The following is a 23,975-nucleotide window of genomic DNA, read 5'->3' as shown; positions in this document are numbered from 1 at the left end:
TGTCAGTTTCGCACCACATCGGCGGGCGGAGGATCGTCCGGAAGGCCCTCGATCCTGCGCGCGTGCTCGATCATGCCGTGGATCGCCTCGAGGCTCGGCCCCGACAGCCCGGCCGCGCGCAGCGCCATGGTGCGCACCGCGTTGTCCCGCAGCGCGGCCAGCAGCTCCAGCTGCTCGTCGATGCGCCGCGCGGCCTCGTCGTCGAGGAAGTATGCGGCGTTGACCCCGAAGAACTCGGCGAGTGCCTCGAGGTGCCGTTTGGTCGGGTTGTCCCGTGCTCCTTTGCGCAGTTGCCAGATGTACGTGTGGGAGATCATCACTCCGCGTGCCCGGATGGCGGCGGCGACCTCCTCGTAGCTGTACTCGCCGCGACCCGGCGGGTGGACCGTGCTGAAGAGACGGTCGAGCTTCTCCGCGAGGGTCACATGGCCTCCTGGGACGTAGACGCTTGACAATCGCACCCCTGCGATGGAAATCTCCATCATAAGCTCAGATTTATGGACGATGTCGCCCCATAAACTGAAGTTGACGTCATCCTTCCGGGTGGGACGGATCGTGGCCGGCGAAGGCAACGGGGGTGGCCACGACGCCCTGCGCGGCCGCGACGCGGTACCGCCGCGAGAGGCCGAGCAGCGCCCGGACTTCGGCGTCGACATCGGGCCCGCCGGCCGACTGGGAGGCGTTCGGCGGGCCGGGGGCCTGCCCTGCGGTGTGCACCGGAGCATGCACAGGCGCCGGCCCCTGAGCTGGTGCGGGGCCGCTGCCGGGGGGCAAGCCCGGCGCCACCGCACCGTCACCGGCCGTCACGGATCCGCCGGAGTCATCCATGGAACCGCAGGAGCGCAGGACCGCGGCCCGCAGGGCGGTGGCGTCGGCGTCGGTGTCGCCCGCGCGGCCGGTGAGGAGCCACTGGGCGTCACGGATCTCGATGATCCGGCGGTACAGGCGAAGCTCGACGCTGCGAAGAGCGACCAACTCGCCGAGGCGGCCGGGTGGGTCGCCGAGCACGACACCGGGCGCGGCGGTCGCCAGGTCCCGCCACAGCGGGCGCAGTCGCTGCAGGGCCACGTAGCGTGACGTCCAGCGCCGCAGGTCGCCCATCGCGGGCAGGGCGGCGCCGGTGCCGAAGAACAGCAGCATCATGGCCAGCAGCATGCGGGAGACGCTCTGCGCGGCGGGGTGGTCGAGGGCGCGGCTGCCGGCGGCGTGGCTGATCTGGTAGATGACGCGGTTCGCCATGAACAGCAGCCCGACCACGGCGCCGGCGCTGAGCAGCCACATCCCGATCCGCAGCCGCCACGGCGCGGCACCCCGGCCGGCGGGGCGGAAGAGGACCAGCGCGCAGATCAGCCCGACGGTCAGCCCGAGCTGCGTCAGCGTGGCGTACGCGGTGACCAGCGGCGTCCCGGCCTGCTCGTAGACGAAGTCGTAGCGCTCGGGGCGGCGCGGGGCGAGCAGGAACAGCACGGTCATCGCCACGGCCGTCACGCTCAGCAGCACGTACGCGGCGCGGCGGAGCTTGGCGAAGCGGGCCGGGTCCGGGGACAGCAGCCCGACGAGGTGGACCATGCCGGCGGACGCGGCGACGGTCGCGAGGTTCTTCAACGGCACCGAGATGTCCGGCACGTGCAGCACGGTGTCGGTCGCGTACGAGATCTCCCGCCGGTTGAACGTGAACGAGACCGTCGCCAGCAGCACGACGAGCCGGATGGCCTTGCCCCGCGGGGTCTGCGGCGTCGCGAACCGCCAGATCGTGAACGCCCAGAACGTGGTCAGGACCAGGATCTCGACGAAGTCGACGGCGTCACCGGCCACGGCGCTCGACCAGGAACGGCTCGGCGAGGGCGTCGTACAGGTTGCCCAGGGCGGGGTCGGCGGGCGGCCGGGCGGCGGCCGTGGTGGCGGCCCGCTCGTTGAGCATCGTGGCGATCATCTCCGCGACCTGTTCCTGTGGCGCGCTGTACGACGAGCGGTGCAGCACCCTGGCGATGGTCGCCGGGTCCAGGTCGGGCAGCAGCAGTGCGGTCACGTCATCGGGCTCCGGCTCGGGCGCGACGTGGTCGCACAGGATGTGGCCGATCTCGTGCAGGATGATGTGCTGCTGGTGCAGCCAGCCGGCGCCGGCCGCGTAGAAGACGTGGTCGGCCTTGTCGGTCGCCAGCCACAGCCCGCACGCGGTGCCGTCGACGCCCGCGGCCGGCAGCTGGTGCAGGTGCAGGTCGCGCCCGCGCGCGGCGGCCACCGACGCGCAGAACGCCGGCAGGTCGAACGGGTCCGGGACGTCGAGCCCGGCCAGCATCCGCTTGACCTGTTTCTCCAGCGTTCGCAGCCGCATCCACGCTCCAGCCGACCATCGGTGCTCATTCGGGTCCCACCATAGGCCCCCGGTCGGACCGGCAGGCGGCTCCGGCGTCCGACGTCACTTTCATTTGTTCACCTCTATTGACAGCGTTCGAGGAGTCGTCGTACGTTGCCTGCACTTACTCGGTTCAGTAAACCTTCTTCAAGGAGCCCCCGTGCGAAGAGCCTGGATCGTGGTCGCCACCGCCCTGGCGACCGCAGTGACCGCCGTCGTCGCCGTCGCCGCCCAGCCGCGGCCCCAGTCCGCCGAAGCGTTCCCCGCGTCGTCACGCAGCGCGCTGATCGGCTACCTGAGCGGGATCAGCGGGCAGTACACCGTCACCGGCCAGCACAACCGTGAACCCAACGCCGACCCGACCAAGTGGACCAGGGTCGCCCAGCAGCTCACCGGCCAGACGCCGGGCCTGTGGGGCGGCGACTTCCTCTTCCAGTCCGCCGACGTGTCGTCCCGCCAGACGATGGTCAGCGAGGCGATCCGGCAGTGGCAGGGCGGCTCGCTCGTCGCGCTGACCTGGCACATGTGCCCGCCGACCGTGGGCTCGACCTGCGGCTGGGACAGCGCCGGCGTGCTCAGCCACCTGAGCGACACCCAGTGGAGCCAGCTGGTCACCGACGGTACGTCGCTGAACACCGCCTTCAAGAACCGCCTCAACGAGGCCGTGCCCTACCTGCGGCAGCTGCAGAACGCCGGCGTGCCGGTGCTCTTCCGCCCGGTCCACGAGATGAACGAGGGCTGGTCGTGGTGGGGCGGCCGGCCGGGCGCGAACGGCAGCCGCAAGCTCTTCCAGATCGTGCACGACCACTACGCCGCCCAGGGCCTCACCAACCTCGTGTGGGTGTGGAACGTCAAGGACGTCAACATGGGCTCGATCGCCGACTACTGGCCGGGCCCGTCCTATGTGGACCTGGCGACGCTCGACATGTGGGTGAAGTACGCGCCGAGCACCTCGGACTACCAGGCGATGCTGAACGTCGCCGGCGGCAAGCCGATCGCCCTCGCCGAGGTCGGCCAGGTGCCGAGCGTCGCGCTGCTGCAGGCGCAGCCGCGGTGGACGTACTTCATGGTGTGGGCGGAGTACCTCACGGACCCGGCGTACAACAACAACGCGGCCGTGCAGAACACGTACTTCAACAGCCGGGTCCTGGTCCGGGGCGAGTTCACCGTGCCCGGCTCCGGCGGCGGGGGCGGCTCGGGGACCGGCCAGATCACCGGCCTCGCCGGCAAGTGCCTCGACGTGGCCGCGGCCGGCACCGCCAACGGCACCAAGGTCCAGCTGTACAGCTGCAACGGCACCGGCGCGCAGCAGTGGACCGTCGGGACCGACGGCACGATCCGGGCCCTCGGCAAGTGCCTCGACGTCGCCGGCGGCACCAACGCGGACGGCACGAAAGTCCAGCTCTGGGACTGCGTCGGCAACGACCACCAGCGGTGGAGCCGGGTGGGGCAGACCCTGGTCAACCCGGCGACCGGCCGGTGCCTGGACGCGACGGGGCAGTCCAGCGCCGACGGCACCCAGATCCAGATCTGGACCTGCAACGGCCAGACCAACCAGCGATGGACCCTGCCGGCGTGAGTTTGCCGGTGTACCGTCCCCGCGGTCGCTCAGGTGGCGGCGGGGGCGGTGCTGTCCCGGACGGCCAGGGTGGGGTTGGTGTACCGGACGCTGCGCGGCGGCCGCCCGTCGACGCACTCCAGCAGGAGCCTGGCCGCGCGGGCACCGTAGTCGGCGATGTTGCGGCGCAGGACGGTCAGCGCCGGGTGGACCACCTCGCACAGCGGCGAGTCCTCCCACGCGAGCATCGACACCTCGTGCGGCACGCGGACACCCATCTCCGCCGCGACGCCGAGCCCGGCAAGGGCCATCACGTCGCTGTCGTAGACGATCGCGGTCGGCCGCTGCTTGCCGCTGAGGATCCGCCGGGTCGCCTGCGCGGCGGCGTCGCCCGTGTAGTCCGCGGCGACCACCGTCACCGTCATGGCGGTGCCCCTCGTCGTCGCCGCGATCGCGTCGGTACGCGCCTGCGTGTGCAACATGTCCGGCGGCCCGCTGACCCGCGTGACCCGCCGGTGCCCGAGCGACGCGAGGTACCCGACGACCTTCCCGGCCGAGGCCGCCTCGTCGGTCCACAGGTTGGCCAGGCCCGGGATCTCCCCGGTGCCGCCGACCACCACCGCCGGCAGGTCGAGCGCGAGCACGGCCGGCACCCGCGGGTCGTCGCGCTGCAGGTCGCACAGCACCACCCCGTCGACCCGCCGCTCGGCGTGCCACCTGCGGTGGACGGCGATCTCCTCCTCGGCGTTCGCCACGAACTGCAGGGCCAGCCCGAACCCGCGCGCCGACAGCTCCACCTGGATGCCGCTGATCAGCTGCCGCCGGAACACCTCGATGCTGAACGCCGCCGACGTACGCCGCAGCGTCAGCCCTACCGCGTCGGACGACGCCCCGTGCATCGCCACCGCCGGCCGGTGCACCGCGAACCCGAGCTCCGCCGCCACGTCCTGGATCTGCCTGCGCAGGTCCTCGGACACCCCGGGCCGCCCGTTCAGCGCGTACGAGACCGCGACCCTCGACACCCCGACACGCTGAGCGATGTCACTCATCGTCGGCCGCCGCCCCATCCGCAGCATCCTAGCCGCTCCCACCCCCACGACCCATGATCCGGTAAAGCTTGTGTACCCAGGGGTGCACAAGGTCTTCCGGATCATGGGGCAGTGGCAGCCCTCGCTTGCCGGGCTGGTTGGTGCCCGGGGTCGTTTCTCATGATCCGGAAGAGTTTTTGTCGCCCTGGCGACCAGAAGTCTTCCGGATCATGAGGTGGCCGCGGCGGCCGGCCACCGCGTGCGGCGCGCACGCGCAATCCGGCCGCGCGGAGCGCTGGCTGTGCGAGCGCAGCGAGCATTGGGGGTCCGGGGTGAGAATCCCCCGGCGGGCCCCGCCGCGGCAGCGGTGGGGAGGTGAGCTACAGCGCAGCTGAAGGCGGGAAACAGTGGGTGACAGCGCTATTGCGGAGCAACTGGCGAGCAGCTGTCGCGGAGAAGGAGGCGGGGGGTGGTGTCCTGGAAGTCGGTGGCGGGGGCGCCGTCGAGGTGGGCGAGGAGGGTGCGGGCGGCGTTGGCGCCGTAGGCGAGCACGTCGCGGGCCAGGGCGCTCAGCGCCGGGTACGCCATCTCGCACAGCTGCGAGTCGTCGCCCGCGATGATGGACAGGTTGCCGGGGACGTCGAGGCCCAGCTTGCGGGCGACGTGCAGGCCCGCGGTCGCCATGATGTCGTTGTCGTAGGTGATGGCGGTCGGCGGGCGGGCCGAGGTGAGCAGCTGCTCGGTGGCCCAGGCGCCGGCCTCCCAGGTGTAGTCGGTGTCGATGACCTCGGCGCTCTCCAGGCGGTGCCGCGTGGCGGCGGCGCGGAAGGCCAGGGTGCGGATGCGGGTGTGTTCGAGCGCCGCGAGCCCGGCCACGCGGGCGATCCGCCGGTGGCCGATGGCGGCGAGGTACGCGAGCGCCTCGGTGAGCGCGGCGGCGTCGTCGCTCCAGACGGCGGGGATCGAGGAGCCGGGGCGCGGGTGGCCGACGAGGACGGCGGGCAGCCCCATCGACGACAGCGCGGCGATCCGGGTGTCGTCGGCCCACAGGTCGGTGAGGATGGTGGCGTCGATACGGCGGGCCGCCCACAGGCCGCGCAGGGCCTCGATCGCCCGGTCGTGGTCGGCGACGACCTGCAGGACGAGGGCGGTGCCGGTCGCCGACAGCTCGGTCTCCAGGCCGGCGATGAACTTCATGTAGAACGGCTCGACGCCGAGGGTGGCCGCGTCGCGGGCGACGACCAGGCCGATCGCCTCGGCGCGGGACACCGACAGGCCGCGGGCGGCGGCGCTGGGCTGCCAGCCCATCTCGGCGGCGATGGCGAGGATCCGCTCGCGGGTGCGGGCGGACACGCCGGGCCGGTCGTTGAGCGCGAACGACACGGCCCCGATCGAGACCCCCGCGGCCTCGGCGATGTCGTTGATGGTCGGCCGTCGCGTCACCAACCCATTCTCCAACAACACGTCATTTCGTGGCTCCGGAGGTGAAGCCGTTGTAGATGAACCGCTGCTGGAACAGGAACAGCAGCAGCGTCGGCACGATGACCAGGATCGCGCCGGCGGAGATGGTCTCCCAGTGTGCCCCGAACGGGCCCTTGAAGCGGAACAGCGACGTGGAGATCGTCCCGAGGCCTTCCGACGGCATGTAGAGGAACGGGATGTAGAAGTCGTTGTAGACGAAGATGCCCTTGATGATGACGACGGTGGCGATCGCGGGGCGCAGCAGCGGCAGGATGACGCTGCGGTAGATGCGGAAGGTGGAGGCGCCGTCGAGGCGCGCCGCCTCGTCCAGCGACACGGGGATGCCGCGCATGAACTGGACGAAGATGTAGATCGCGACGATGTCGGTCCCCAGGTACAGCAGGATCGGCGCCCACCGGCTGTCGAAGGCACCCAGCGCGTCCACGACCTGGAAGGTGGTCACCTGGGTGGTGACACCCGGCACCAGGGTCGCGACGAGGAAGGCGCCGACGACGACCTTCTTGAAGCGGAAGGTGAAGCGGTCGATGGCGTAGGCGGCGAGGGTACCGACGAACACGGTGCCGACGACGGAGACGACCAGGATGAGCGCGGTGTTGGCGAAGGCGGTCAGCATCCGCCCGTTGGTGAACGCGGTGGCGTAGTTGGAGAGGTTCGTCCAGTCGTGCGGCAGGGCGAGGGGGTCGCCGCCGCCCACCATCTCCTCCGGCGTCTTCAGCGAGGTGAGGAACACCGACACGAGCGGCAGCAGCACGATGACGGAGGCGACGACGAGCGAGAGATATTTGAAGGCCTTGGTCATGTCAGGTCGGTCCTCTCCTCTGGTACCAGACGCCGCTGCACCCACGTGACCAGCAGCACGATCAGGAGCAGCACGACCGCGGCCGCCGAGGCGAGCCCGAACTTGTTGAACTGGAAGGCGAGCTTCACGGTCTGGATGACGAAGGTCTTGCTGTCGCCGGCGCCGCCGGTCATCACGAACGGGATCTCGAACACCGACAGCGACCCGGACACGGCCAGGATCACGCTGAGGCTGAGGATCGGCTTGATGCCGGGCGCGACGATGTGCCGGAACACGTGCCAGCGGTTGGCGCCGTCGAGCTCGGCGGCCTCGTGCAGCTCCGGCGGGATCGCCTGGATCGCGCCGAGGAAGAGCACGAAGTTCAGCCCCAGGAAGCGCCACACGGACACCCCGCTCAGCGACACGTTGACCAGGTCGGGGTCGCCGAGCCAGAGCAGCTCGTGGTGCACGCCGAACAGCGCGAGCACCGCGTCGAGGGTCCCGCCGGGGCGGAAGAAGTACAGGAACACGAACGAGACCGCGACGCCGTTGATGAGGTACGGGAAGAACAGGATGCCCTTGAACAGGTTCCGCAGCCGCAGCTTGAAGCTGAGGATGAACGCGAAGTACATCGCGACCGCGGTCTGCACGAAGGCGGCGAGCAGGTAGTACACGCTGACGACGAAGACGCTGAACAGCTCCGGGCGGGTGAAGAGCTGCACGTAGTTGTCCACACCGACGAACGCGGGGTCGGGGTCGAGGCCGTCCCAGTCGGTGAAGCTGTAGGTGACCATGCTGGCGACGGGGATGTACGTGAAGACGACCAGCAGCGCGAGGGCGGGCAGCAGGTAGAGCCAGGGGAGGAGTCGGGATCTCACGGCGCTCCGAACACAGCAGAAGGGTGGCGCCGCCCGAAGGCGACGCCACGACAGACGTCAGAGGTTCTTCGCGGCCTCGGTCCACCGCTTCGACAGGTCGGCGAGGACCCCGCGCAGGTCGCCGGGTGCGGCGCCGCGGGCGGTGTCGACCAGCTTCTGCCGGTAGTCGGGCTTGCTGATGCCGACCTCGGAGGCGTTGTCGACCTTGGTGAGCTTCGCGGACTCGGCCTGCGACAGCTCGATGAACTTGACGCCGGCGGCGGTGAACGGCTGCATCGCCGGCGGCAGCGGGGCGCCCTTGACGGCGGAGATCGCCTGGTTGACGGTGGCGCTGTCGGACTTGTCGATGAACCAGTCGAACCAGGCCCGGGCGGCCGCCTTGTTCTTCGAGTGGCTGTTGATCGCGTACTGGTAGTCGGGCGCGACGACGGAGCAGAACTTGCCGTCCACCTGCTTCGGGAACGGCATGTAGCCGATGACCGACGGGTCCTTGCCGGCCTTCTTCGCCGCGTCCTGCATCTGCGCGATCGCCCACGAGCCGAGCCACATCGTCGCGATCTTGCCGGTGGCGATCTGCCCCTTCGAGTCCTCCCAGTTGGTGGTGGTCGGGTCGGCCTCGGAGAGCTTGTTCTTCACGATGTCGAACAGCAGCGTGTCGCCGGTGGCGAGGTCGGCGCCGGCGGCCCACGGGTCGCCCTTGACCAGGTTGTCGTTGGCCTTCGGGTCGCAGCTGACCGAGCCGACGACCTGCGACCAGGAGCTCAGCGGCCACCCGTCGTGGTAGTTGGTGTAGTACGGGGTGGCCGCGGTCTTCGACCTGATCGCCTGCAGCGCGGTGATGAACTCGGCGGGCGTGGTCGGCCACGTCGTGACGCCGGCCTGGGCCCAGACGTCCTTGTTGAAGACGAAGCCGTTGACGTAGGCGAAGCCGGCGACGCCGTAGACCTTGTCGCCGACCTTGGCCTTGTCGGTGAAGCTGTACTTCGCGCTCAGGTCGGCGGCGGAGCCGAGGGGCGCGAAGTACTTCGGGTAGTCGTCGGTGACGACGGTGTTGGGGATCAGCAGGACGTCACCGTAGTTCTCGGTGTTCATCCGGATCCTGACTTCGCCCTCGTAGTCGGTGACGCCCTCGAACCTGACGGTGACCTTGGGGTACAGCTGCTTGAACTGGTCGGCGTACTTCTGCATGGTGCCGTCGGTGACGAGGTCGGTGCGGTTGGTCAGCACGGTGATCTCGCCGGAGACGGCGGCGGGGTCGGTGGGGGAGACGGCGTCGGCGGACTGCTTCGGGTCGGACCCGCTGCCGCACGCCGCGAGGGAGAGGGCAAGCGCGACCGCAAGTGTTCGGCGGAACATGGGCGCTCCATTCGAGGGGTGTCTAAAGCGTTTTAGTTCGAGCGAACGCAGGATGACACCGTTGTCAGGCGAATGGGAAGGGCCCTTAACCGATCCGTGACCTGAGCGGCGTCAGCGGGGCGGGGCGGTGCTGCCGCGCGGGGTCAGGTGCGCCGGGGCGCCGTGTGCGCTGGTCACGGGCTCGCCGGCGATCGCCGCGAGGAGGGTGCGGGCGGCCAGTTCGCCGTACGCGCCGATGTCGCGGGTCAGCGCCGTCAGCGGCGGGTGCAGCAGCCGGCAGATCGGCGAGTCGTCCCAGGCCACGATCGACAGCTCGGCCGGCACGGAGACGCCCAGCTCGCGGGCCGCGGTCAGCCCCGCGACGGCCATCACGTCGTTGTCGTAGAGCAGCGCGGTCGGCGGGTGCGCCCCGCCGAGCAGCTTGCGGGTCGCCCGCGCGGCCGCCTCGCCGGTGTAGTCCGCCGGGACGGTCACCGCGTCGGCGATCCCGAGCCGGGCGCACACGCCGGCGAACGCGGCCGTGCGGATCGCGGTGTGCGCCAGCTGCGGGATGCCGCCGACCCGGGCGATCCGGCGGTGCCCGAGCGCCGCCAGGTACTCCACCGCCTCCACCATGGACTGCTCGTCGTCGCTCCACACGCTGGTCAGCGACCCGCTGACGTCGGGCGGGCCGATCACGACCGCGGGCAGGCCGAGCTCCTGCAGGGTGCTCACCCGCGGGTCGCCGACGTTGACGTCGCAGACCAGCACGCCGTCGACGCGCCCCTCGCTGAACCACCGCCGGTAGAACGCCAGCTCCTCGTCGCGCCCCGGCGCCATCTGCAGCAGCAGCGCGTAGGACTGCCGCGACAGCTCCAGCTCCAGGCCGCTGATCAGCTCCATGAAGAACGGCTCGACGCCGAGAGTGCTCGGCGGCCGGCGCAGCGTCAGGCCGACGACCCGGGTCTTGGCGCCGGCCAGGGCCCGGGCGTTGCTGTCGGCGTGGAACTGCAGGCGCTCGGCGACGGCCAGGATGCGCTCCCGGGTGGCCGCGGACACGCCCGGCCGGCCGTTCAGCGCGTACGAGACGGCCCCCTTGGACACGCCCGCCTCCCGGGCGATGTCGGCGATGGTCGGTCGTTTCACCTGCAACCGCCTTTCTCGGTTCACCGATGCTAGCCGCTCGCGGCCCCTCGTTGACAGGTCGCGACGACCGCCGTTACCGTCAATCTTCACTTACTCGGTTCACTTAACGCGACGAGGTTGAGCATGTACCGCGCGCTGCACGACAACTGGACGCTGTCCGGGCCCGACCATGCCGGCGTCCCCGCCACCGTGCCCGGCTGCGTGCACACCGACCTGCTGCGGGCCGGGCTGATCGACGACCCGTACGTCGACGACAACGAGCACCGGCTCGGCTGGATCGGCCGGACGGACTGGACCTACACCACCACCTTCCGGTGGGCGCCGGACGGCCACGACCGCGTCGACCTGGTCTTCGACGGCCTCGACACGGTCGCCGAGGTCGAGCTCAACGGCACCGTCCTCGGCCGGACCGCCAACATGCACCGCCGCTACCGGTTCGACGCCACGGCCCACCTGCACGAGGGCGGCAACGTCCTGCGGGTCACGTTCACCGCCCCGTACGCGTACGCCGAGGCGGAGGAGGCGCGGCTCGGCGCCCGCCCCGGGCCGTACGACGAGCCGTACCAGTTCATCCGCAAGATGGCCTGCAACTTCGGCTGGGACTGGGGGCCGACCCTCGTCACGTCCGGCATCTGGCGGCCCGTCGGTCTGCACTCGTGGTCCGGCGCGCGGCTCGCCGCCGTCCGCCCCCAGGTCCGCGCCGACGGCGTCGACGTCACGGTCGAGATCGAGCGCGCCCGCACGGCGGAAGCCGTCGCCGTCACCGCGACCATCGACGGCACCGGCGTCGAGGTCAAGGTCCCCGAGGGCGCGACCACGGCCACCCTCTCGCTCGACGTCGCCGACCCGCGGCCGTGGTGGCCGCTCGGCTACGGCGAGCAGCACCGCTACGAGCTGACCGTCACCGCCGCCGACGACACCTGGTCCCGGATGGTCGGGCTGCGCACCGTCACCATCGACCCGGACGCTTTCCGGATCGTCGTCAACGGCACCCCCGTCTTCGTCCGCGGGTTCAACTGGATCCCTGACGACTGCTTCCCCGCCCGTACCGACGCCGCGACCCTCGAAACGAGGTTCGGGCAGGCGGTCGGGGCGGGCGCCAACCTGCTGCGGGTGTGGGGCGGCGGGGTCTACGAGTCCGACGCCTTCTACGACCTCGCCGACCGGCTCGGCCTGCTCGTCTGGCAGGACTTCCCGTTCGCGTGCGCCGCCTACCCCGACGACCTCGCCGCCGAGGTGGAGGCCGAGGCCCGCGACAACGTCGAGCGCCTCATGCCGCACCCGAGCCTCGTGCTGTGGTGCGGCAACAACGAGAACATCGAGGGCTATCAGCACTGGGGCTGGCAGTCCTCGCTGGGCGACCTGACCTGGGGCGCGTCGCTCTACCACTCGGTGCTGCCGGGCGTGGTCGCCGCGCTGGACCCGGGCCGTCCGTACTGGCCGGGCAGCCCCTACTCCGGCGCGCCCGACCGCGACGTGAAGGACCCGAGCACCGGCACCGTGCACATCTGGACGGTCTGGGGCAGCGACGACTACACGCGGTATGCGGACTACACCCCACGGTTCGTGGCGGAGTTCGGGTTCCAGGGGCCGCCGGTGTACGCGACGCTGCGGGCGGCCGTGTCGGACGACCCGCTCACGCCGGACTCGCCGGGGGTGCTCCACCACCAGAAGGCCGCGGGCGGCAACGAGAAGCTGCTGCGCGGCCTGGGCGCGCACCTGCCCGGGCCGGCGACCTTCGACGACTGGCACTACCTGACGCAGCTCAACCAGGCCCGCGCCGTGTCGTTCGGGGTCCAACGGTTTCGCTCGCTCATGCCGTACTGCATGGGCACGGTCATCTGGCAGCTCAACGACTGCTGGCCGGTCACCTCCTGGGCGGCCGTCGACGGCGCCGGCCGGCGCAAGCCGCTCTGGTACGAGCTGCGCCGCGCCTACGCCCCGCGCCTGCTCACGTTCCAGGGCTCCGCGCTGGCGCTCGTCAACGACGACGCGGCACCGTGGACGGGCCCGCTGGAGCTGTCCCGGCGCTCGCTGTCCGGCGCCGTGCTCGCCTCGTCGTCCGTGCCGGTGACGGTGCCGCCGCGGGCGGTTCTCGAGATGCCCCTGCCGCCGGAGCTGTCCACGGCCGGTGACCCGCGACGGGAGCTGGTCGTGGCCTCCGCGGGACCGGCCCGGGCGATCCGGTTCTTCGAGGAGGACCCCGCGGTGGACTACCCGGTCGCGGCATTCACCGGTACGGTCGCCGCGGTGCCGGGCGGGTACGAGGTGACGGTCACGGCGACCACGGTCCTGCGGGAGCTGGCGCTGTTCCCCGACCGGCTCGACCCGGCCGCGGCGGTCGACGACCTGCTCGTCACGCTGCTGCCGGGGGAGTCCGCGACCTTCACCGTCACCACCGGCCTGGAACTTGCCGCGGCCGACCTGCTCAGCCACCCGGTGCTGCGCTGCGTCAACGAGGCCCGGCCGTGACCGCCGTGCTCGCCGTCGACGTCGGCGGCACGAAGTTCGCGGCGGCCGTGGTCTCCGCCGGCGGCGTCATCCAGGACCGCCTTGAGGTGCCGCTCGCCGGCCAGGACCCCACGTCGGTCCTGCGCCATCTGGTCACGGCCCTGGCGGGCGGCGGGGTGGCGGCGGTGGGCGTCGGCACCGCCGGCCCCCTCGACCGGGTCCGCGGCACCGTCAGCCCCGTCAACATCCCCGCCTGGCGCGACTTCCCGCTCACCGGCACCCTGTCCACCTGGCTCCCGGACGTCCCGGTCACCATGGCCGGCGACGCCCAGTGCGTCGCCCTCGGCGAGTGGTGGCGCGCCCCCGTCGGCGGCTCCCTGCAGGGCTCCCTGCTGGGCATCGTGGTGTCGACCGGCATCGGCGGCGGTCTCGTCATCGACGGCCGCCCGTGGCTCGGCACGACCGGCAACGCCGGCCACATCGGCCACATCACCGTCGACCCGTCCGGCGCCCCCTGCCCCTGCGGCGCCACCGGCTGCGTCGAGACCATCGCCAGCGGCCCCGCCATGGTCCGCTGGGCCCTCGCCAACGGCTGGGAGCCCGGTCACGCCGCCGACGCGCGGGCGCTCGCCGGGGACGCGCGGCGGGGCGTGCCGGTGGCGGTCGCCGCGTTCGACCGGGCGGCGGGCGCCCTGGCGACGGCCCTGCTGACCACCGCCGCCCTCTGCGACATCGACCGGGTCGTCATCGGCGGCGGCGTGGCCGCGGCGGGCGACGTCCTGCTCGCCCCGATCCGCCGCGCCCTCGCCGACCGGGACGGCATGGCGTTCCTGCGCCGCCTCCGCGTCGAGGCCAGCACCCTCGGCCGCGACGGCGGCCTCTACGGCGCCGCCGCCCTCGCCCTCGGCACCCTCACCGTCCGCGCCTGACCCCACCATGATCCGGAAGACCTATTGCCGCCAGGGCGACGAAACGTCTTCCGGATCATCGGGGAGCGCCCGCGGCGAGGAGGCGCCCGGCGGTGGCGGGTGGGAGGCGGGGGTTGCGGGCGGCGGCCTCGGCGACGCGGGGGTCGGGGTCGTCGAGGAGGGCGAGGACGGCCGGGACGGGCAGGGCGGGGTTGGCCGCGACGTACGCCCGGGTGGTGTCGTCGGCGTGGCGGGTGAGGGTCTCGGCGACGGCCGGCGGCAGGTTCGGGGCGGTCGCGGCGACGCGGCGCAGATCGGTGTCCTCGCCCAGGGCCATGGCCGCCAGGGCGCCGGCCGGCATGGCGGGGTGGCGGGCCAGGTCCCAGCGGGCGTGGCCGGTGCTGCGGACGAGGTCGGGCAGGATGTGGCCGGGGACGTCTGGGTGGTGCTCGGCGAGCAGCAGCCGGACGCTGTGGTCCTCGTCGGTGGCCAGCACCGCGACGGCCTCGGCGGGCAGGTCGGACGAGAACGCCACGGCCCGGCGGCACCACACGAACGGCGACCGGGCGTGCGCGGCGCGGACCGCCGGCGACGCGTGCGAGGGCCGCAGCCAGTCGGCGACGTGATAGGTCTGCGGCTCGACGCCCGAGCTGATCCGCCGACGCTCCGCGTCGGGCAGGTCGGGCCGGAGCATCACCGCCACGCGCACGTCCTCGTCCGGGTCGTCGGCGAGGGCGAGCACCGCGGCGAGCGGCACCCGCGGGTTCCCGGCCACCGCCTCGCGGACCGCCGGGTCGGCGTCCCCCACCAGCCCGGCGACGTCGACCCCCACCCCACGCGCCGGCCCGGCGCCGCCGGCCGCCGTCCCGCCCGCCGCCGGGTCGGTGGCGGGCGGCGGGAGCGCGTGCCGGGCGGCGTCCTCCCGGGTGGCGGGGTCGGCGAGCAGTCCGGGCAGCAGGTCCGCCGGCAACGCCGATGAGACGGCCGCCCGGCGCACCGCCGGGTCGGGGTCGGTGAGCAGCTGCCGCAGGACCGGCTCCGGCGGCGACGGCCAGGACCGGGCCAGGGCCTCCCGCACCCCGGCGGACGGGTCGGTGGCGAGCCACAGCCTTGCCGGTTCGGACAGGTCCCGCCGCCGGGCGAGCGCCAGCCGGACCGGGACGGCGGCGTCGGCGGCGAGCGCGAGCTGCGCGTCCCCCGGCAGCGGCAGGTCGACCGCCGGCCGGTGGTCGGTGCTGTGGCCGCGGGCGAGCGCGACCCGCACCGCCTCGTCCGGGTCGGTGGAGAGCACCCGCCACGCGTGCGGCGCGGCGGACGGGTTGCCGGCGAGCGCCCGCCGCAGCTGCGGGTCGGGGTGCCGGGCGAGCGCCGACGCCGCGGGGGCCGGCAGGTCCGCCCGGCGGGCGAGCGCGTCCAGCACCGCGGCGTCGGCGGCGGTGAGCAGGGGTGCCAGCAGCAGAGGATCCAGGCCGGGGTTGGCGGCCAACCCCCGCAGGATCGCCGGTCGGGTCACCGGCACACCCTGTCACACGACGGTCAGCGGAACACGACGGTCAGCGGAACACGACGGTCAGCGGAAGGCGCAGGTGATCGGGGGAATGCCCGGCGTGCCGCTGCCGATGAAGCCGAACGTGGCGGTGGCGCCCGGTGCGAGCGCGCCGTTCCAGGCGGCGTTGTCCGCGGTCACGGCGCTGCCGGTCTGGGTGACGGTGGCGCCCCAGGACTGCGTGATCCGTTCGCCGCCGCTGTACGTGTACCGCGCCGTCCACCCAGCCACACCCGACGTGCCGCCGTTGCGGACGGTGACCTCGCCCTGGAAGCCGCCCTGCCACTGGCCGACCACCTTGTACGTGGCCGAGCACCCCGGCACCGGCGGGACGCTGTCGGAGGGCAGCACGGACCGCGACGGCGAAGGGGAGACCGACCGGGACGGTGACGGCGACACGGATCGCGACGGCGACGCCGAGCCGGACGGCAGGGTGCCGTTCAGCGCCCGGACGACCGCGGGCAGCCAGCGGTCCGCGATCTTGCGATCGCCGGAGGCGTTGGGGTGCACGCCGTCGCCGGTGTCGGTGGCCGTGCTGAACCCGGTCCACTGGTCCACCACGGTCACCGGCGACGCGGCGGTGGTCTTGCCCGCGGCCCAGCCGGGGATGGCCGCGTTCAGCGCCACCACCCGCTGCGCGCACTCGGCGCAGCTGGACGGGTTCATCGGGATGATCTGGGCGACGAGGACCCGCATAGCCGGGTTGCTGGCCCGCATCTGGTCGACGAGCTTGCCGTACGCGGCGAGGATCGTGTCGGTGGACCGGTTGCTCCACACGTCGTTTGTGCCGAAGTGCATGAGCACCACGTCGGGCCGGCTCGCCGCGAGCCACGCGGGCAGCTGGTTCTGGTCGGCGACGGCCGTGACGAGCGCCCCGCCGTGCCCTTCGCCGTCCCCGTCGTACGGGACCGCACAGCCCTGCGGCGGCTGGGTCCCCACGAAGTCGATGTTCGTGTTCCCGCCGTTCTGCAGGTCGTTCCACAGCAACGCCCGCCAGCACCCGGGATTGCCGGTGATCGAGTCGCCGAGCGGCATGATCCGCACCGCCGCGGCACTGGCCGGCCCGGCCGGCAACGTCAGGAACAGCACCGCACCGACGACGGCCGCGGTGAGAAGCGCGAGAAGGGTCCGCATCCGCGCAGTAGAGCAGGCTCGTTCGACACCGCTCAATGCCCGGGACTGCTCGCGCAGGTCCCGGGCACCGGCGGGTGTGAAACCTACACGGCGTACGCCTCGACCTCGTAGAGGCGGGCGGCGGCGTCGGTGTTGTTCGTCGGGGTGATGACGTTGACCCGCAGGTGGCGGGTGCTGGCCGGGGTGAACGTGGTGGTGGTGACGTTCGCCGTGTTGCCGCGGACCTGGGCCACGGTGGTCCAGGTGGTGCCGTCGGTGCTGGTCTGCACGTCGAAGTCGCGGGTGTTGAAGGCGGTGTTCTCGCCGCCCGCGCCCGCGTGCCGGATGACCACCCGGCTCACGGAGACCGCGGCGCCCAGGTCGACCCGCCACCACTGGGTGGCGCCGAGCGAGCACCACTTGTCGGCGTTGCCGCCGTTGACGGTGCCGTTGACGGCCTTCGCCGGGCCCTCGGTGGCGGCGCACTGGCTGTCGGCGGTGGCGGTCTTGTTCAGCGCGAGGTTCGTCGCCGGGGGCGTGGACCCGCCGGTGAGCAGGAAGTCGTCGACGTCGAAGAGACCGCCGGTGCCGGTACCGATGAACACCAGGAACAGCGCGCCACTGCCCGCGGTCAGGGTGGTGGTGACGTCGACGAACGTGCCGTAGCCGCCGGTGTTGCCGACGTTGACGGAGCCCAGCAGCGGGCCGGTCTGCGAGCCGGAGCGGATCTGGATGGTGCCGCCGGTGCCGCCGGACGCGACCCGCGCGGTGAAGCCCGTCTTGCCCGACACGTTGACGCCGGCGTAGCCGACCCAGTCGCCGCCGTCGATGTAGCCGACGCGGTTGCCGCCGTGCGCCGCGCCGTCGCCGACGACCTGGACGCCGGACTGGGAGGTGAAGGACTCCGCCTCGACCCGGCCGGTGGGCGGCTGGGTGCTGCCGGGCGAGCAGTCGGCGGCCACCTTGCCGCCGGCGTAGCGGATGCCGCCGAGCAGGTGGGCCCGGAACGCGGCGTCCGAATAGGACTCCTGGGTGTGGCCGGCGCCGGTGTAGAAGGACCGTCCACTCTGGATCGTCTTGCACCAGGCGAACGGGTGGTCCGCGCCCATCGTGCCGCCGGAGTACGTGGTCTCGTCGAGGGTCGCGAGGACGTGGGCGGTCGAGCGGGGGTTGGTGCGGTAGTTGTACAGCTCGTCGGTGCGGACCCAGGTGGCACCGAGGTGCGCGGTCGCCGGGTGGGTGCGGTCCTCGATCTTCATCGTGGCCTGCTGGATCGCCGGGTGGGAGGAGAACCAGGCGCCGACGAGGTCGCCGTAGAACGGCCAGTCGTACTCGGTGTCGGCGGCGGCGTGGACCCCGACGTATCCGCCGCCGCCACGGATGTAGGACTCGAACGCGGTCTGCTGCGTGGCGTTGAGGACGTCGCCGGTGGTGCTGAGGAAGACGACGGCCTCGTACTGGGCGAGGTTCGCCGTGGTGAACGCGTTCGCGTCCTCGGTGGCGGTGACGGTGAAGCCGTTCGCCGCGCCGAGCTGCTGGATGGCGGTGATGCCGGCCGGGATGGAGTCGTGCCGGAACCCGGCCGTCTTGGAGAACACGAGGACGTCGAACGCGGTGTCGGCGAAGGCGGGTGCCGGCGCGGCGGCCAGGAGTGTCGCGGTGACCGCGGCGAGCGCGAGGAGCTTTCTCATGACGCGTAGACCTCGACTTCGTAGAGGCGGGCGGCGGTGTCGGCGTTGCTGGTGGGTGCGATGACGTTGACCCGCACGTACCGCACGCCGGCGGCGGCGAACGTGGAGGTGGTGACGTTGCCGGTGTTGCCCCGCACCTGGGACACGGTCGTCCAGGTGGTGCCGTCGGTGCTGGTCTGCACGTCGAAGTCGCGGGTGTTGAAGGCGGCGTTCTCCCCGCCCGCGCCCGCGTGCCGGATCACGACCCGGCCCACGCTCGTGACCGAGCCCAGGTCGACCCGCCACCACTTCGACGTGCCGAGGGAGCACCACTTGTCGGCGTTGCCGCCGTTGACGGTGCCGTTCACCGCTTTCGCCGGGCCCTCGGTGGCGGCGCACTGGCTGTCGGCGGTGGCGGTCTTGTTCAGCGCGAGGTTCGTCGCCGGGGGCGTGGACCCGCCGGTGAGCAGGAAGTCGTCGACGTCGAAGAGACCGCCGGTGCCGGTACCGACGAACACCAGGAACAGCGCGCCACTGCCCGCGGTCAGGGTGGTGGTGACGTCGACGAACGTGCCGTAGCCGCCGGTGTTGCCGACGTTGACGGAGCCCAGCAGCGGGCCGGTCTGCGAGCCGGAGCGGATCTGGATGGTGCCGCCGGTGCCGCCGGACGCGACCCGCGCGGTGAAGCCCGTCTTGCCCGACACGTTGACGCCGGCGTAGCCGACCCAGTCGCCGCCGTCGATGTAGCCGACGCGGTTGCCGCCGTGCGCGGTGCCGTCGGCGACGACCTGCACGCCGTTCTGGGAGGTGTACGACTCGGCCTCGACCCGGCCGGCCGGCGGCTGCGTGCCACCGGTGTTGACGGTGAAGGCGTCCAGGTCGAACAGCGCGCCGGCACCGCCGGTGAACACCAGGTACAGCTGCCCGGCGGTGGCGGGCGCGCCGGAGACGGTGCCGGTGACGTCGACGAACGTGTCCCAGCTGCCGGTCACCGGGACGGTGGTCGAGCCGAGCAGCGTGCCGGTCGGTGACCCGGCGCGCAGCGACAGGGTGCCGCCGGCGCCGCCCGAGGAGACGCGCGCGGTGAACGAGGTGGCGTTGTTCAGCAGGTACGGGCTGAACGCGATCCAGTCGCCGTTCTCGATCTGCCCGACGGTCTTGCCGCCCTCGGCGCCGGCCTTGTCGAAGGTCTGCACGCCCTGCTGGGTGGCGAAGTGCTCGGCCTGCCGGTGCCGCGGCTGCAGCGTGTGCTGCGTGTGCGTGGTGATCCCGCCGTTGTCGGTGTACTCCGCGTCGAAGACGGCGAAGATGTTCGCGGCCGCGTCGTGCTCGCCGTCGAGCGGGATGGTGATCGAGCCGGTGCAGCCGGTCTGCGACGTGATCTGGTGGCCGTGGGTGTCGTGGCCGAGGATGTACGTCATCCGCACCCGTCCACAGTCGACGGTGCCGTCCTCGGGGTCGGTGACGGTGATCTGGTACGGCACGGTGTCGCCGAACGAGACGAGCGAACCGTTGGCGGGCGCCACGATCCGCACGACGGGCGCGGTGTTGCCGGCGGAGACGCGGACGCTGGCGCTGCCGGTGGCGCCCTGCGGGTCGCGGACGGTCAGCGTGGCGGTGTAGGTGCCGGCCGTCGCGTAGGTCTTCGTCGGGTTGGCGGCGGTGGACGTGGTGCCGTCGCCGAACGCCCAGCTGTAGGTCAGCGCCTGGCCCTCGGGGTCGTTGCTGCCGGCCGAGCTGAAGTTCACGGTCAGCGGCGCCGGGCCCGAGGTCGGGTTCGCCGCGGCGACCGCGACGGGCGCCCGGTTGCCGCCGCCGGTGTACTCGATGCGGTACAGCGCCGAGTTGGCGTCGCCGTTGCCGAAGCCGGCGCCGTAGTCCAGGACGTACAGCGCGCCGTCGGGGCCGAACGCCTGGTCCATGATCTGCATGCCCGACCACGGGAAGTTCGCGATCGCGCCGGGGGAACCGTCGCCGTTGACGTCGATCGCCTTGATCCAGCGGCGGCCGAACTCGCCGGCGAAGAAGTGCCCGTCGAGGTCGGCGGGGAACTTGACGGCCGACGGGTTCGCCGGGTCGTAGCGGTACACGGGGCCGGCCATCGGCGACTCGGAGCCGCTGCCGAACTCGGGCGGGCTGCCGGCGTCACCGGCGTAGCGGATCCAGGCGGGCTTCGCGGCGGGCAGCGTGCCCTGGCCCGTGTTGCGGAACGAGTTGTTCGTCGGCCCGCCCGCGCAGTTGTACTTGGGGCCCGTGCTGTTGGTGGCGAAGTTCCACTCGTTGTAGGTCTCGGTGCTGGTGTTCGTGCCGGTGCAGTACGGCCAGCCGTAGTTGCCGGGCGACGTGATCCGGTCGAACTCGACCTGCCCGGACGGGCCGCGGTTGGGGTCGGTGGTGCCGGCGTCGGGGCCGTAGTCGCCGACGTAGACGGCGCCGGTGGCCTTGTCGACGCTCATCCGGAACGGGTTGCGCAGCCCCATCGCGTAGATCTCGGGGCGGGTGTTCGCGGTGCCCTGCGGGAACAGGTTGCCGCCCGGGATGCTGTACGAGCCGTCGGCGTTGACCTTGATCCGCAGGATCTTGCCGCGCAGGTCGTTGGTGTTCGCCGCCGACCGCTGCGCGTCGTAGGCCGGGTTGCGGTCGGTGCGCTCGTCGATGGGCGCGTAGCCGGCGGAGTCGAACGGGTTGGAGTCGTCGCCGGTCGACAGGTACAGGTTGCCGGCCGCGTCGAAGTCGATGTCGCCGCCGACGTGGCAGCACATGCCGCGGTCGGTGCCGACCTCGAGGACCGTGCGCTCGCTCGCGGTGTTGAGCGTGTTGTCGGTGTTGAGCGTGAAGCGCGACAGCCGGTTGACGCCCTTCCACGGCGTCCAGTCCGCGCCCGCGGCCGGCGCGTCGCCGCCCGGGGTGTTCAGCGGCGGCGCGTAGTACAGGTAGATCTGCCGGTTGGTGGCGAAGCCGGGATCGGCGGCCACGCCCTGCAGGCCTTCCTCGTCGTGGGTGTAGACGGGCAGCGTCCCGATCACCGAGGTGTTGCCGGCGGCGTCGGTGCGCCGCAGCGTCCCGTTGCGCGCGGTGTGCAGCACCGACCGGTCGGGCAGCACGGCGATCGACATCGGCTCGCCGAGCTCGTTGATCCCCTTGGCGAGCTCGACCTGCTGGAACAGGGCCGGATTGATGGAGGTGTGGGCGTGCGCGGGGGTGGGCAGGGCCACCGCGGCGCTGCTGATCAGCAACGCCGCCGCGGCTCTTCTGAATGCGGGGTGCATCGGCGGGTGTCCTTCCCGAAGGGTCGGGGGGTCACGCGATGCCGACGCAGGTGCTTGGCGGGCGCGCCGGCGGCAGGTGCGCGGGCCGCCGAAGCCCCACACATCCACACGTCGCGATGGTTGGTGAGCCGACGTTACTAACTCGCGCCGATGGATGCAAGAAATCGACGCGTGTGCCGGCAGAACTTTCCGTCAGTTCGTCGGAATGTTGTCCTGCCACGTCGACACCTTGCGGACGATCAGCGCCAGGAGGACCGCGGCGGCGATCCCGGCGACGCCGGAGACGACGGCGAAGAACGGCGGGCTGTAGACGATGATCTCGCCGCTGGCGTACTGCGAGGTCTCGGTGTAGCCGATGAAGCTGATCAGCAGCGCGACCCACCAGGCGTTGACGATCCGGTCGGAGGGCCACGTCCCGTCGGGCGCGCTGCGGCGGTGGATCTCCGCGACGACCCGGTTGGGGATGACGAGGTTGGCGAGCGGGACGAACCAGCCGCCGATCGTCCAGCCCTTCTTCCACTCGACGCTGCGGTCGCCGCGCCGGTCGAAGTTGTCCCGGGCGAGGTAGAGCCAGACGATGACCAGCACCAGGACCAGCAGCCTGGCCGCGCCGAGGATCCCGGAGGCGGTGTCGCCGGAGACGTACGTGCTGACGCCGAAGTTGGACGCGAAGGCCACCTCGCGGCCCGCGTCCTCGGCGGGCGCGTCGGCGCCCTTCAGGGACTCGGCGATGGTGAACGCGTGCGCCAGGCCGGCGAGGGCCAGCCCGCCGACGGCGAGTATGCCGGGGACGGCAAGGCGATGGGGTGTCGCGGTGCGAATATCGCTCATGCCTCGAACACCTTAAATGCTTTGGGTGCGGCTCTCCTGAAGGGATGATCAAGCCGGTGCTGGGATGATGCCGTCGGGGTAGCGGCTGGTGTGGACGCGGTGGTGTTCCTGCTCGAGGTGGTAGGCCCAGTAGGTGTCGAAGTCGCCGTTGCTGATCAAGGCTCGTAGCTTGAGGATGGCCTCGGCTCCGGGCAGGCCCCAGCGGGCGCCGGTGATGTCCATGCGGTCTTTGAGCAGGTGTCGGCATGCGCCTTCGATGACGCCGGTGGCGATCGGCCAGCCGTTGGTCAGGGCCTGGTGGTAGCGCAAATAGCGGGCCTTGTTGAGCAGGTAGGTCACGCACGCGTCGGCGCCTTTGCGTCGCTCGGTGGTCAGGCCACGCTGGGCGATGGTGCGCTGGATGCGTCCGGCGACCCGGTGGGCGCGCCCAGCGAGAACGTCACGGGCCTGCGCGGCGACCCATGTCTCGGCGGCCGGGTCACCTTCGGCGTGCAAGCTCCACGCGGCTTTCCACACGTACTCCAGCACGTGCACGAAGTCGACGATGATCGTGACCGGGTGGTGGCGGGCGCGGGCCTGCGCCGTGATCAGGTCGATCTGGTGGGTGTTGCCGTCGACCAGCACGATCCAGGGACGTGCAACGTCCGGGTCGGCGCGTTCGGCCTGGTCGAACATGGCCGCGATCACGGTGGCCGCGTCGTCGGTGACGGACGCGTGCAGCCACTTGCCGGCCGCTTTCGGCCCCGCCCGCCGCTCACGCCGCTCGCCGCCGGTGTGGGCGGCGGGCGGGGCGATCACGTCGTCAGGGGTGCGTGGTGCCGGTGTGCAGTGGTAGACGGCCACCACCTCGGCCATGCGTTTACGGCCGGATTTCTCTCCCCGCGACAGGCGGGTGGCCAGCTTGTGCCCGCCGGCGGCGGCTTTCCTGGCCGTGGGCTCGCGTAGTGCATCGTGGCGCATCACGATCCCCTTCGCGTCGGCGGTCAGCACCACAACGTCCCCGACCGGCACAGCCGGGTGCTGCCGGGATGCGTAGAAGGCGTCCACGTCGACCGCCGCGGCCGCGGCCAGGGCCTCGACCTGGCGCTTGCCCACGCCGACCCCGGTCGCGCGCTCGATCGCGGCGGTAGCGGACTCGAACGAGCCGGTCGCGGCCTCGATCGCCGCCAGCCGGCGCAGCCCATGCGAATGCAGCCCGTCCGGCAGGTTCAACACCCCGTCCGCCGGTGCCAGATTGCCTGCCCCCTTGGCCCGATACGCGATCCGCTCCACGCTCACCTGCCCGAACACGGTGACCAGACCGCGAGTGTGCCCACGCTCGGCATACCGGCGGGTGACCGTGTCAACGCCGACAACCTCGGGCAGCCGTTCCTCACGCACCGCGCGAAGATCCAGATGATCCTGCAGCAGCACCCGCGTCACCTCCCGGGCCTCGACCGTCAGACGCTCCTCCAGCTCAGCATGGGAAAGCTCACCGGCGTTGCCCCCGGCGAGCCAGCCCACCACAGCCTCGAACCGCTGCCGCGACCGCTCAAACCCCACCCCGCCACCCGGACCTGCGTACACTGCCATTGGGCTCCTTCTTTACGTTCTTGGCGTCGACACCCAGAAACGTACCGAGAAGGA

The 23,975-nt window shown here is 71.9% G+C and carries 18 protein-coding genes; 3 read left to right on the top strand and 15 right to left on the bottom strand.

Annotated elements, in window-relative coordinates; translation table 11 throughout:
• Window positions 1–2 precede the first annotated feature (2 nt).
• The 3 genes from ACQEVZ_RS58070 to ACQEVZ_RS58060 all read right to left on the bottom strand — a co-directional run bounded on the left by ACQEVZ_RS58070 (window position 3) and on the right by ACQEVZ_RS58060 (window position 2,335).
• Window positions 3–425, bottom strand: coding sequence for a helix-turn-helix domain-containing protein (locus tag ACQEVZ_RS58070; protein WP_433385194.1), 423 nt, complete (start codon window positions 423–425; stop codon window positions 3–5).
• Window positions 426–531: 106 nt separating this feature from the next.
• The gene (locus tag ACQEVZ_RS58065; RefSeq protein WP_433385191.1) at window positions 532–1,815 is read right to left on the bottom strand and encodes an MAB_1171c family putative transporter; all 1,284 of its coding nucleotides are present in this window, start codon (window positions 1,813–1,815) and stop codon (window positions 532–534) included.
• A complete protein-coding gene (locus ACQEVZ_RS58060) occupies window positions 1,805–2,335 on the bottom strand; it encodes a hypothetical protein (RefSeq protein ID WP_433385188.1) in 531 nt (176 codons plus the stop codon). The genes ACQEVZ_RS58065 and ACQEVZ_RS58060 overlap by 11 nt, the downstream gene beginning before the upstream one ends.
• Window positions 2,336–2,516: 181 nt before the next feature.
• Here ACQEVZ_RS58060 and ACQEVZ_RS58055 point away from each other — a divergent pair, with 181 nt between their 5' ends.
• A complete protein-coding gene (locus tag ACQEVZ_RS58055; RefSeq protein WP_433385185.1) occupies window positions 2,517–3,935 on the top strand; it encodes a lectin in 1,419 nt (472 codons plus the stop codon).
• Between the two features lie 29 nt (window positions 3,936–3,964).
• Here the strand turns inward: ACQEVZ_RS58055 and ACQEVZ_RS58050 are convergent, their stop codons facing one another.
• The 6 genes from ACQEVZ_RS58050 to ACQEVZ_RS58025 all read right to left on the bottom strand — a co-directional run bounded on the left by ACQEVZ_RS58050 (window position 3,965) and on the right by ACQEVZ_RS58025 (window position 10,561).
• Window positions 3,965–4,963: a LacI family DNA-binding transcriptional regulator gene (locus ACQEVZ_RS58050; protein ID WP_433385182.1), complete on the bottom strand. Its 999-nt coding sequence runs from the start codon at window positions 4,961–4,963 to the stop codon at window positions 3,965–3,967.
• Window positions 4,964–5,362: 399 nt separating this feature from the next.
• Window positions 5,363–6,388, bottom strand: coding sequence for a LacI family DNA-binding transcriptional regulator (locus ACQEVZ_RS58045; RefSeq protein WP_425552281.1), 1,026 nt, complete (start codon window positions 6,386–6,388; stop codon window positions 5,363–5,365).
• A 19-nt stretch (window positions 6,389–6,407) separates the two neighbouring features.
• Complete coding sequence (locus ACQEVZ_RS58040) at window positions 6,408–7,223, bottom strand: carbohydrate ABC transporter permease (RefSeq protein ID WP_433385179.1); 816 nt, start codon at window positions 7,221–7,223, stop codon at window positions 6,408–6,410.
• A complete protein-coding gene (locus ACQEVZ_RS58035; protein ID WP_344504577.1) occupies window positions 7,220–8,080 on the bottom strand; it encodes a carbohydrate ABC transporter permease in 861 nt (286 codons plus the stop codon). Before ACQEVZ_RS58035 ends, ACQEVZ_RS58040 begins: the two co-directional genes overlap by 4 nt.
• A 57-nt stretch (window positions 8,081–8,137) precedes the next feature.
• Window positions 8,138–9,436 (bottom strand): ABC transporter substrate-binding protein, encoded by a 1,299-nt coding sequence (locus tag ACQEVZ_RS58030; RefSeq protein ID WP_433385174.1) that lies wholly within the window; start codon window positions 9,434–9,436, stop codon window positions 8,138–8,140.
• A 111-nt stretch (window positions 9,437–9,547) separates the two neighbouring features.
• On the bottom strand, window positions 9,548–10,561 hold the full coding sequence (locus ACQEVZ_RS58025; RefSeq protein ID WP_433385171.1) for a LacI family DNA-binding transcriptional regulator: 1,014 nt from the start codon (window positions 10,559–10,561) through the stop codon (window positions 9,548–9,550).
• 123 nt (window positions 10,562–10,684) lie between these two features.
• Between ACQEVZ_RS58025 and ACQEVZ_RS58020 the strand changes: the two genes are divergently transcribed.
• Both ACQEVZ_RS58020 and ACQEVZ_RS58015 read left to right on the top strand, forming a co-directional pair.
• Entirely contained in the window at window positions 10,685–13,033 is a 2,349-nt protein-coding gene (locus ACQEVZ_RS58020) for a glycosyl hydrolase 2 galactose-binding domain-containing protein (RefSeq protein WP_433385168.1), read from the top strand.
• Entirely contained in the window at window positions 13,030–13,941 is a 912-nt protein-coding gene (locus ACQEVZ_RS58015) for an ROK family protein (protein WP_433385165.1), read from the top strand. The genes ACQEVZ_RS58020 and ACQEVZ_RS58015 overlap by 4 nt, the downstream gene beginning before the upstream one ends.
• A 55-nt stretch (window positions 13,942–13,996) precedes the next feature.
• On the opposite strand, the gene ACQEVZ_RS58010 is transcribed toward ACQEVZ_RS58015, so the two are convergent.
• The 6 genes from ACQEVZ_RS58010 to ACQEVZ_RS57985 all read right to left on the bottom strand — a co-directional run bounded on the left by ACQEVZ_RS58010 (window position 13,997) and on the right by ACQEVZ_RS57985 (window position 23,921).
• On the bottom strand, window positions 13,997–15,433 hold the full coding sequence (locus ACQEVZ_RS58010; protein ID WP_433385162.1) for a hypothetical protein: 1,437 nt from the start codon (window positions 15,431–15,433) through the stop codon (window positions 13,997–13,999).
• A gap of 57 nt (window positions 15,434–15,490) precedes the next feature.
• Entirely contained in the window at window positions 15,491–16,600 is a 1,110-nt protein-coding gene (locus tag ACQEVZ_RS58005) for a cellulose binding domain-containing protein (protein ID WP_433385159.1), read from the bottom strand.
• 83 nt (window positions 16,601–16,683) lie between these two features.
• Window positions 16,684–18,270 carry a ThuA domain-containing protein gene (locus tag ACQEVZ_RS58000; protein ID WP_433385156.1) on the bottom strand — a complete coding sequence of 529 codons (1,587 nt, stop codon included), beginning with the start codon at window positions 18,268–18,270 and terminating at the stop codon, window positions 16,684–16,686.
• Window positions 18,267–21,518, bottom strand: a complete 3,252-nt coding sequence (locus tag ACQEVZ_RS57995; protein ID WP_433385153.1) for a carbohydrate-binding protein — start codon at window positions 21,516–21,518, stop codon at window positions 18,267–18,269. The genes ACQEVZ_RS58000 and ACQEVZ_RS57995 overlap by 4 nt, the downstream gene beginning before the upstream one ends.
• A gap of 192 nt (window positions 21,519–21,710) precedes the next feature.
• On the bottom strand, window positions 21,711–22,349 hold the full coding sequence (locus tag ACQEVZ_RS57990; protein WP_433385150.1) for a DUF4328 domain-containing protein: 639 nt from the start codon (window positions 22,347–22,349) through the stop codon (window positions 21,711–21,713).
• Between the two features lie 48 nt (window positions 22,350–22,397).
• A complete protein-coding gene (locus ACQEVZ_RS57985) occupies window positions 22,398–23,921 on the bottom strand; it encodes an ISKra4 family transposase (protein ID WP_433385147.1) in 1,524 nt (507 codons plus the stop codon).
• Window positions 23,922–23,975: the final 54 nt, after the last annotated feature.

This window comes from Dactylosporangium sp. CA-152071 (assembly GCF_050936335.1).
GTDB classification, from domain to species: Bacteria; Actinomycetota; Actinomycetes; order Mycobacteriales; family Micromonosporaceae; genus Dactylosporangium; species Dactylosporangium maewongense.
Note: the sequence above shows the minus strand (reverse complement) of the source record. Positions and strands in the feature narration are given on the sequence as shown.

Coding starts and splice junctions, on each gene's coding strand:
- ACQEVZ_RS58060 (WP_433385188.1), bottom strand. CDS start 2,335: ATGCGGCTGCGAACGCTGGAGAAACAGGTCAAGCGGATGCTGGCCGGG.
- ACQEVZ_RS58050 (WP_433385182.1), bottom strand. CDS start 4,963: ATGAGTGACATCGCTCAGCGTGTCGGGGTGTCGAGGGTCGCGGTCTCG.
- ACQEVZ_RS58040 (WP_433385179.1), bottom strand. CDS start 7,223: ATGACCAAGGCCTTCAAATATCTCTCGCTCGTCGTCGCCTCCGTCATC.
- ACQEVZ_RS58030 (WP_433385174.1), bottom strand. CDS start 9,436: ATGTTCCGCCGAACACTTGCGGTCGCGCTTGCCCTCTCCCTCGCGGCG.
- ACQEVZ_RS58020 (WP_433385168.1), top strand. CDS start 10,685: ATGTACCGCGCGCTGCACGACAACTGGACGCTGTCCGGGCCCGACCAT.
- ACQEVZ_RS58005 (WP_433385159.1), bottom strand. CDS start 16,600: ATGCGGACCCTTCTCGCGCTTCTCACCGCGGCCGTCGTCGGTGCGGTG.
- ACQEVZ_RS58000 (WP_433385156.1), bottom strand. CDS start 18,270: ATGAGAAAGCTCCTCGCGCTCGCCGCGGTCACCGCGACACTCCTGGCC.
- ACQEVZ_RS57995 (WP_433385153.1), bottom strand. CDS start 21,518: ATGCACCCCGCATTCAGAAGAGCCGCGGCGGCGTTGCTGATCAGCAGC.
- ACQEVZ_RS57990 (WP_433385150.1), bottom strand. CDS start 22,349: ATGAGCGATATTCGCACCGCGACACCCCATCGCCTTGCCGTCCCCGGC.
- ACQEVZ_RS57985 (WP_433385147.1), bottom strand. CDS start 23,921: ATGGCAGTGTACGCAGGTCCGGGTGGCGGGGTGGGGTTTGAGCGGTCG.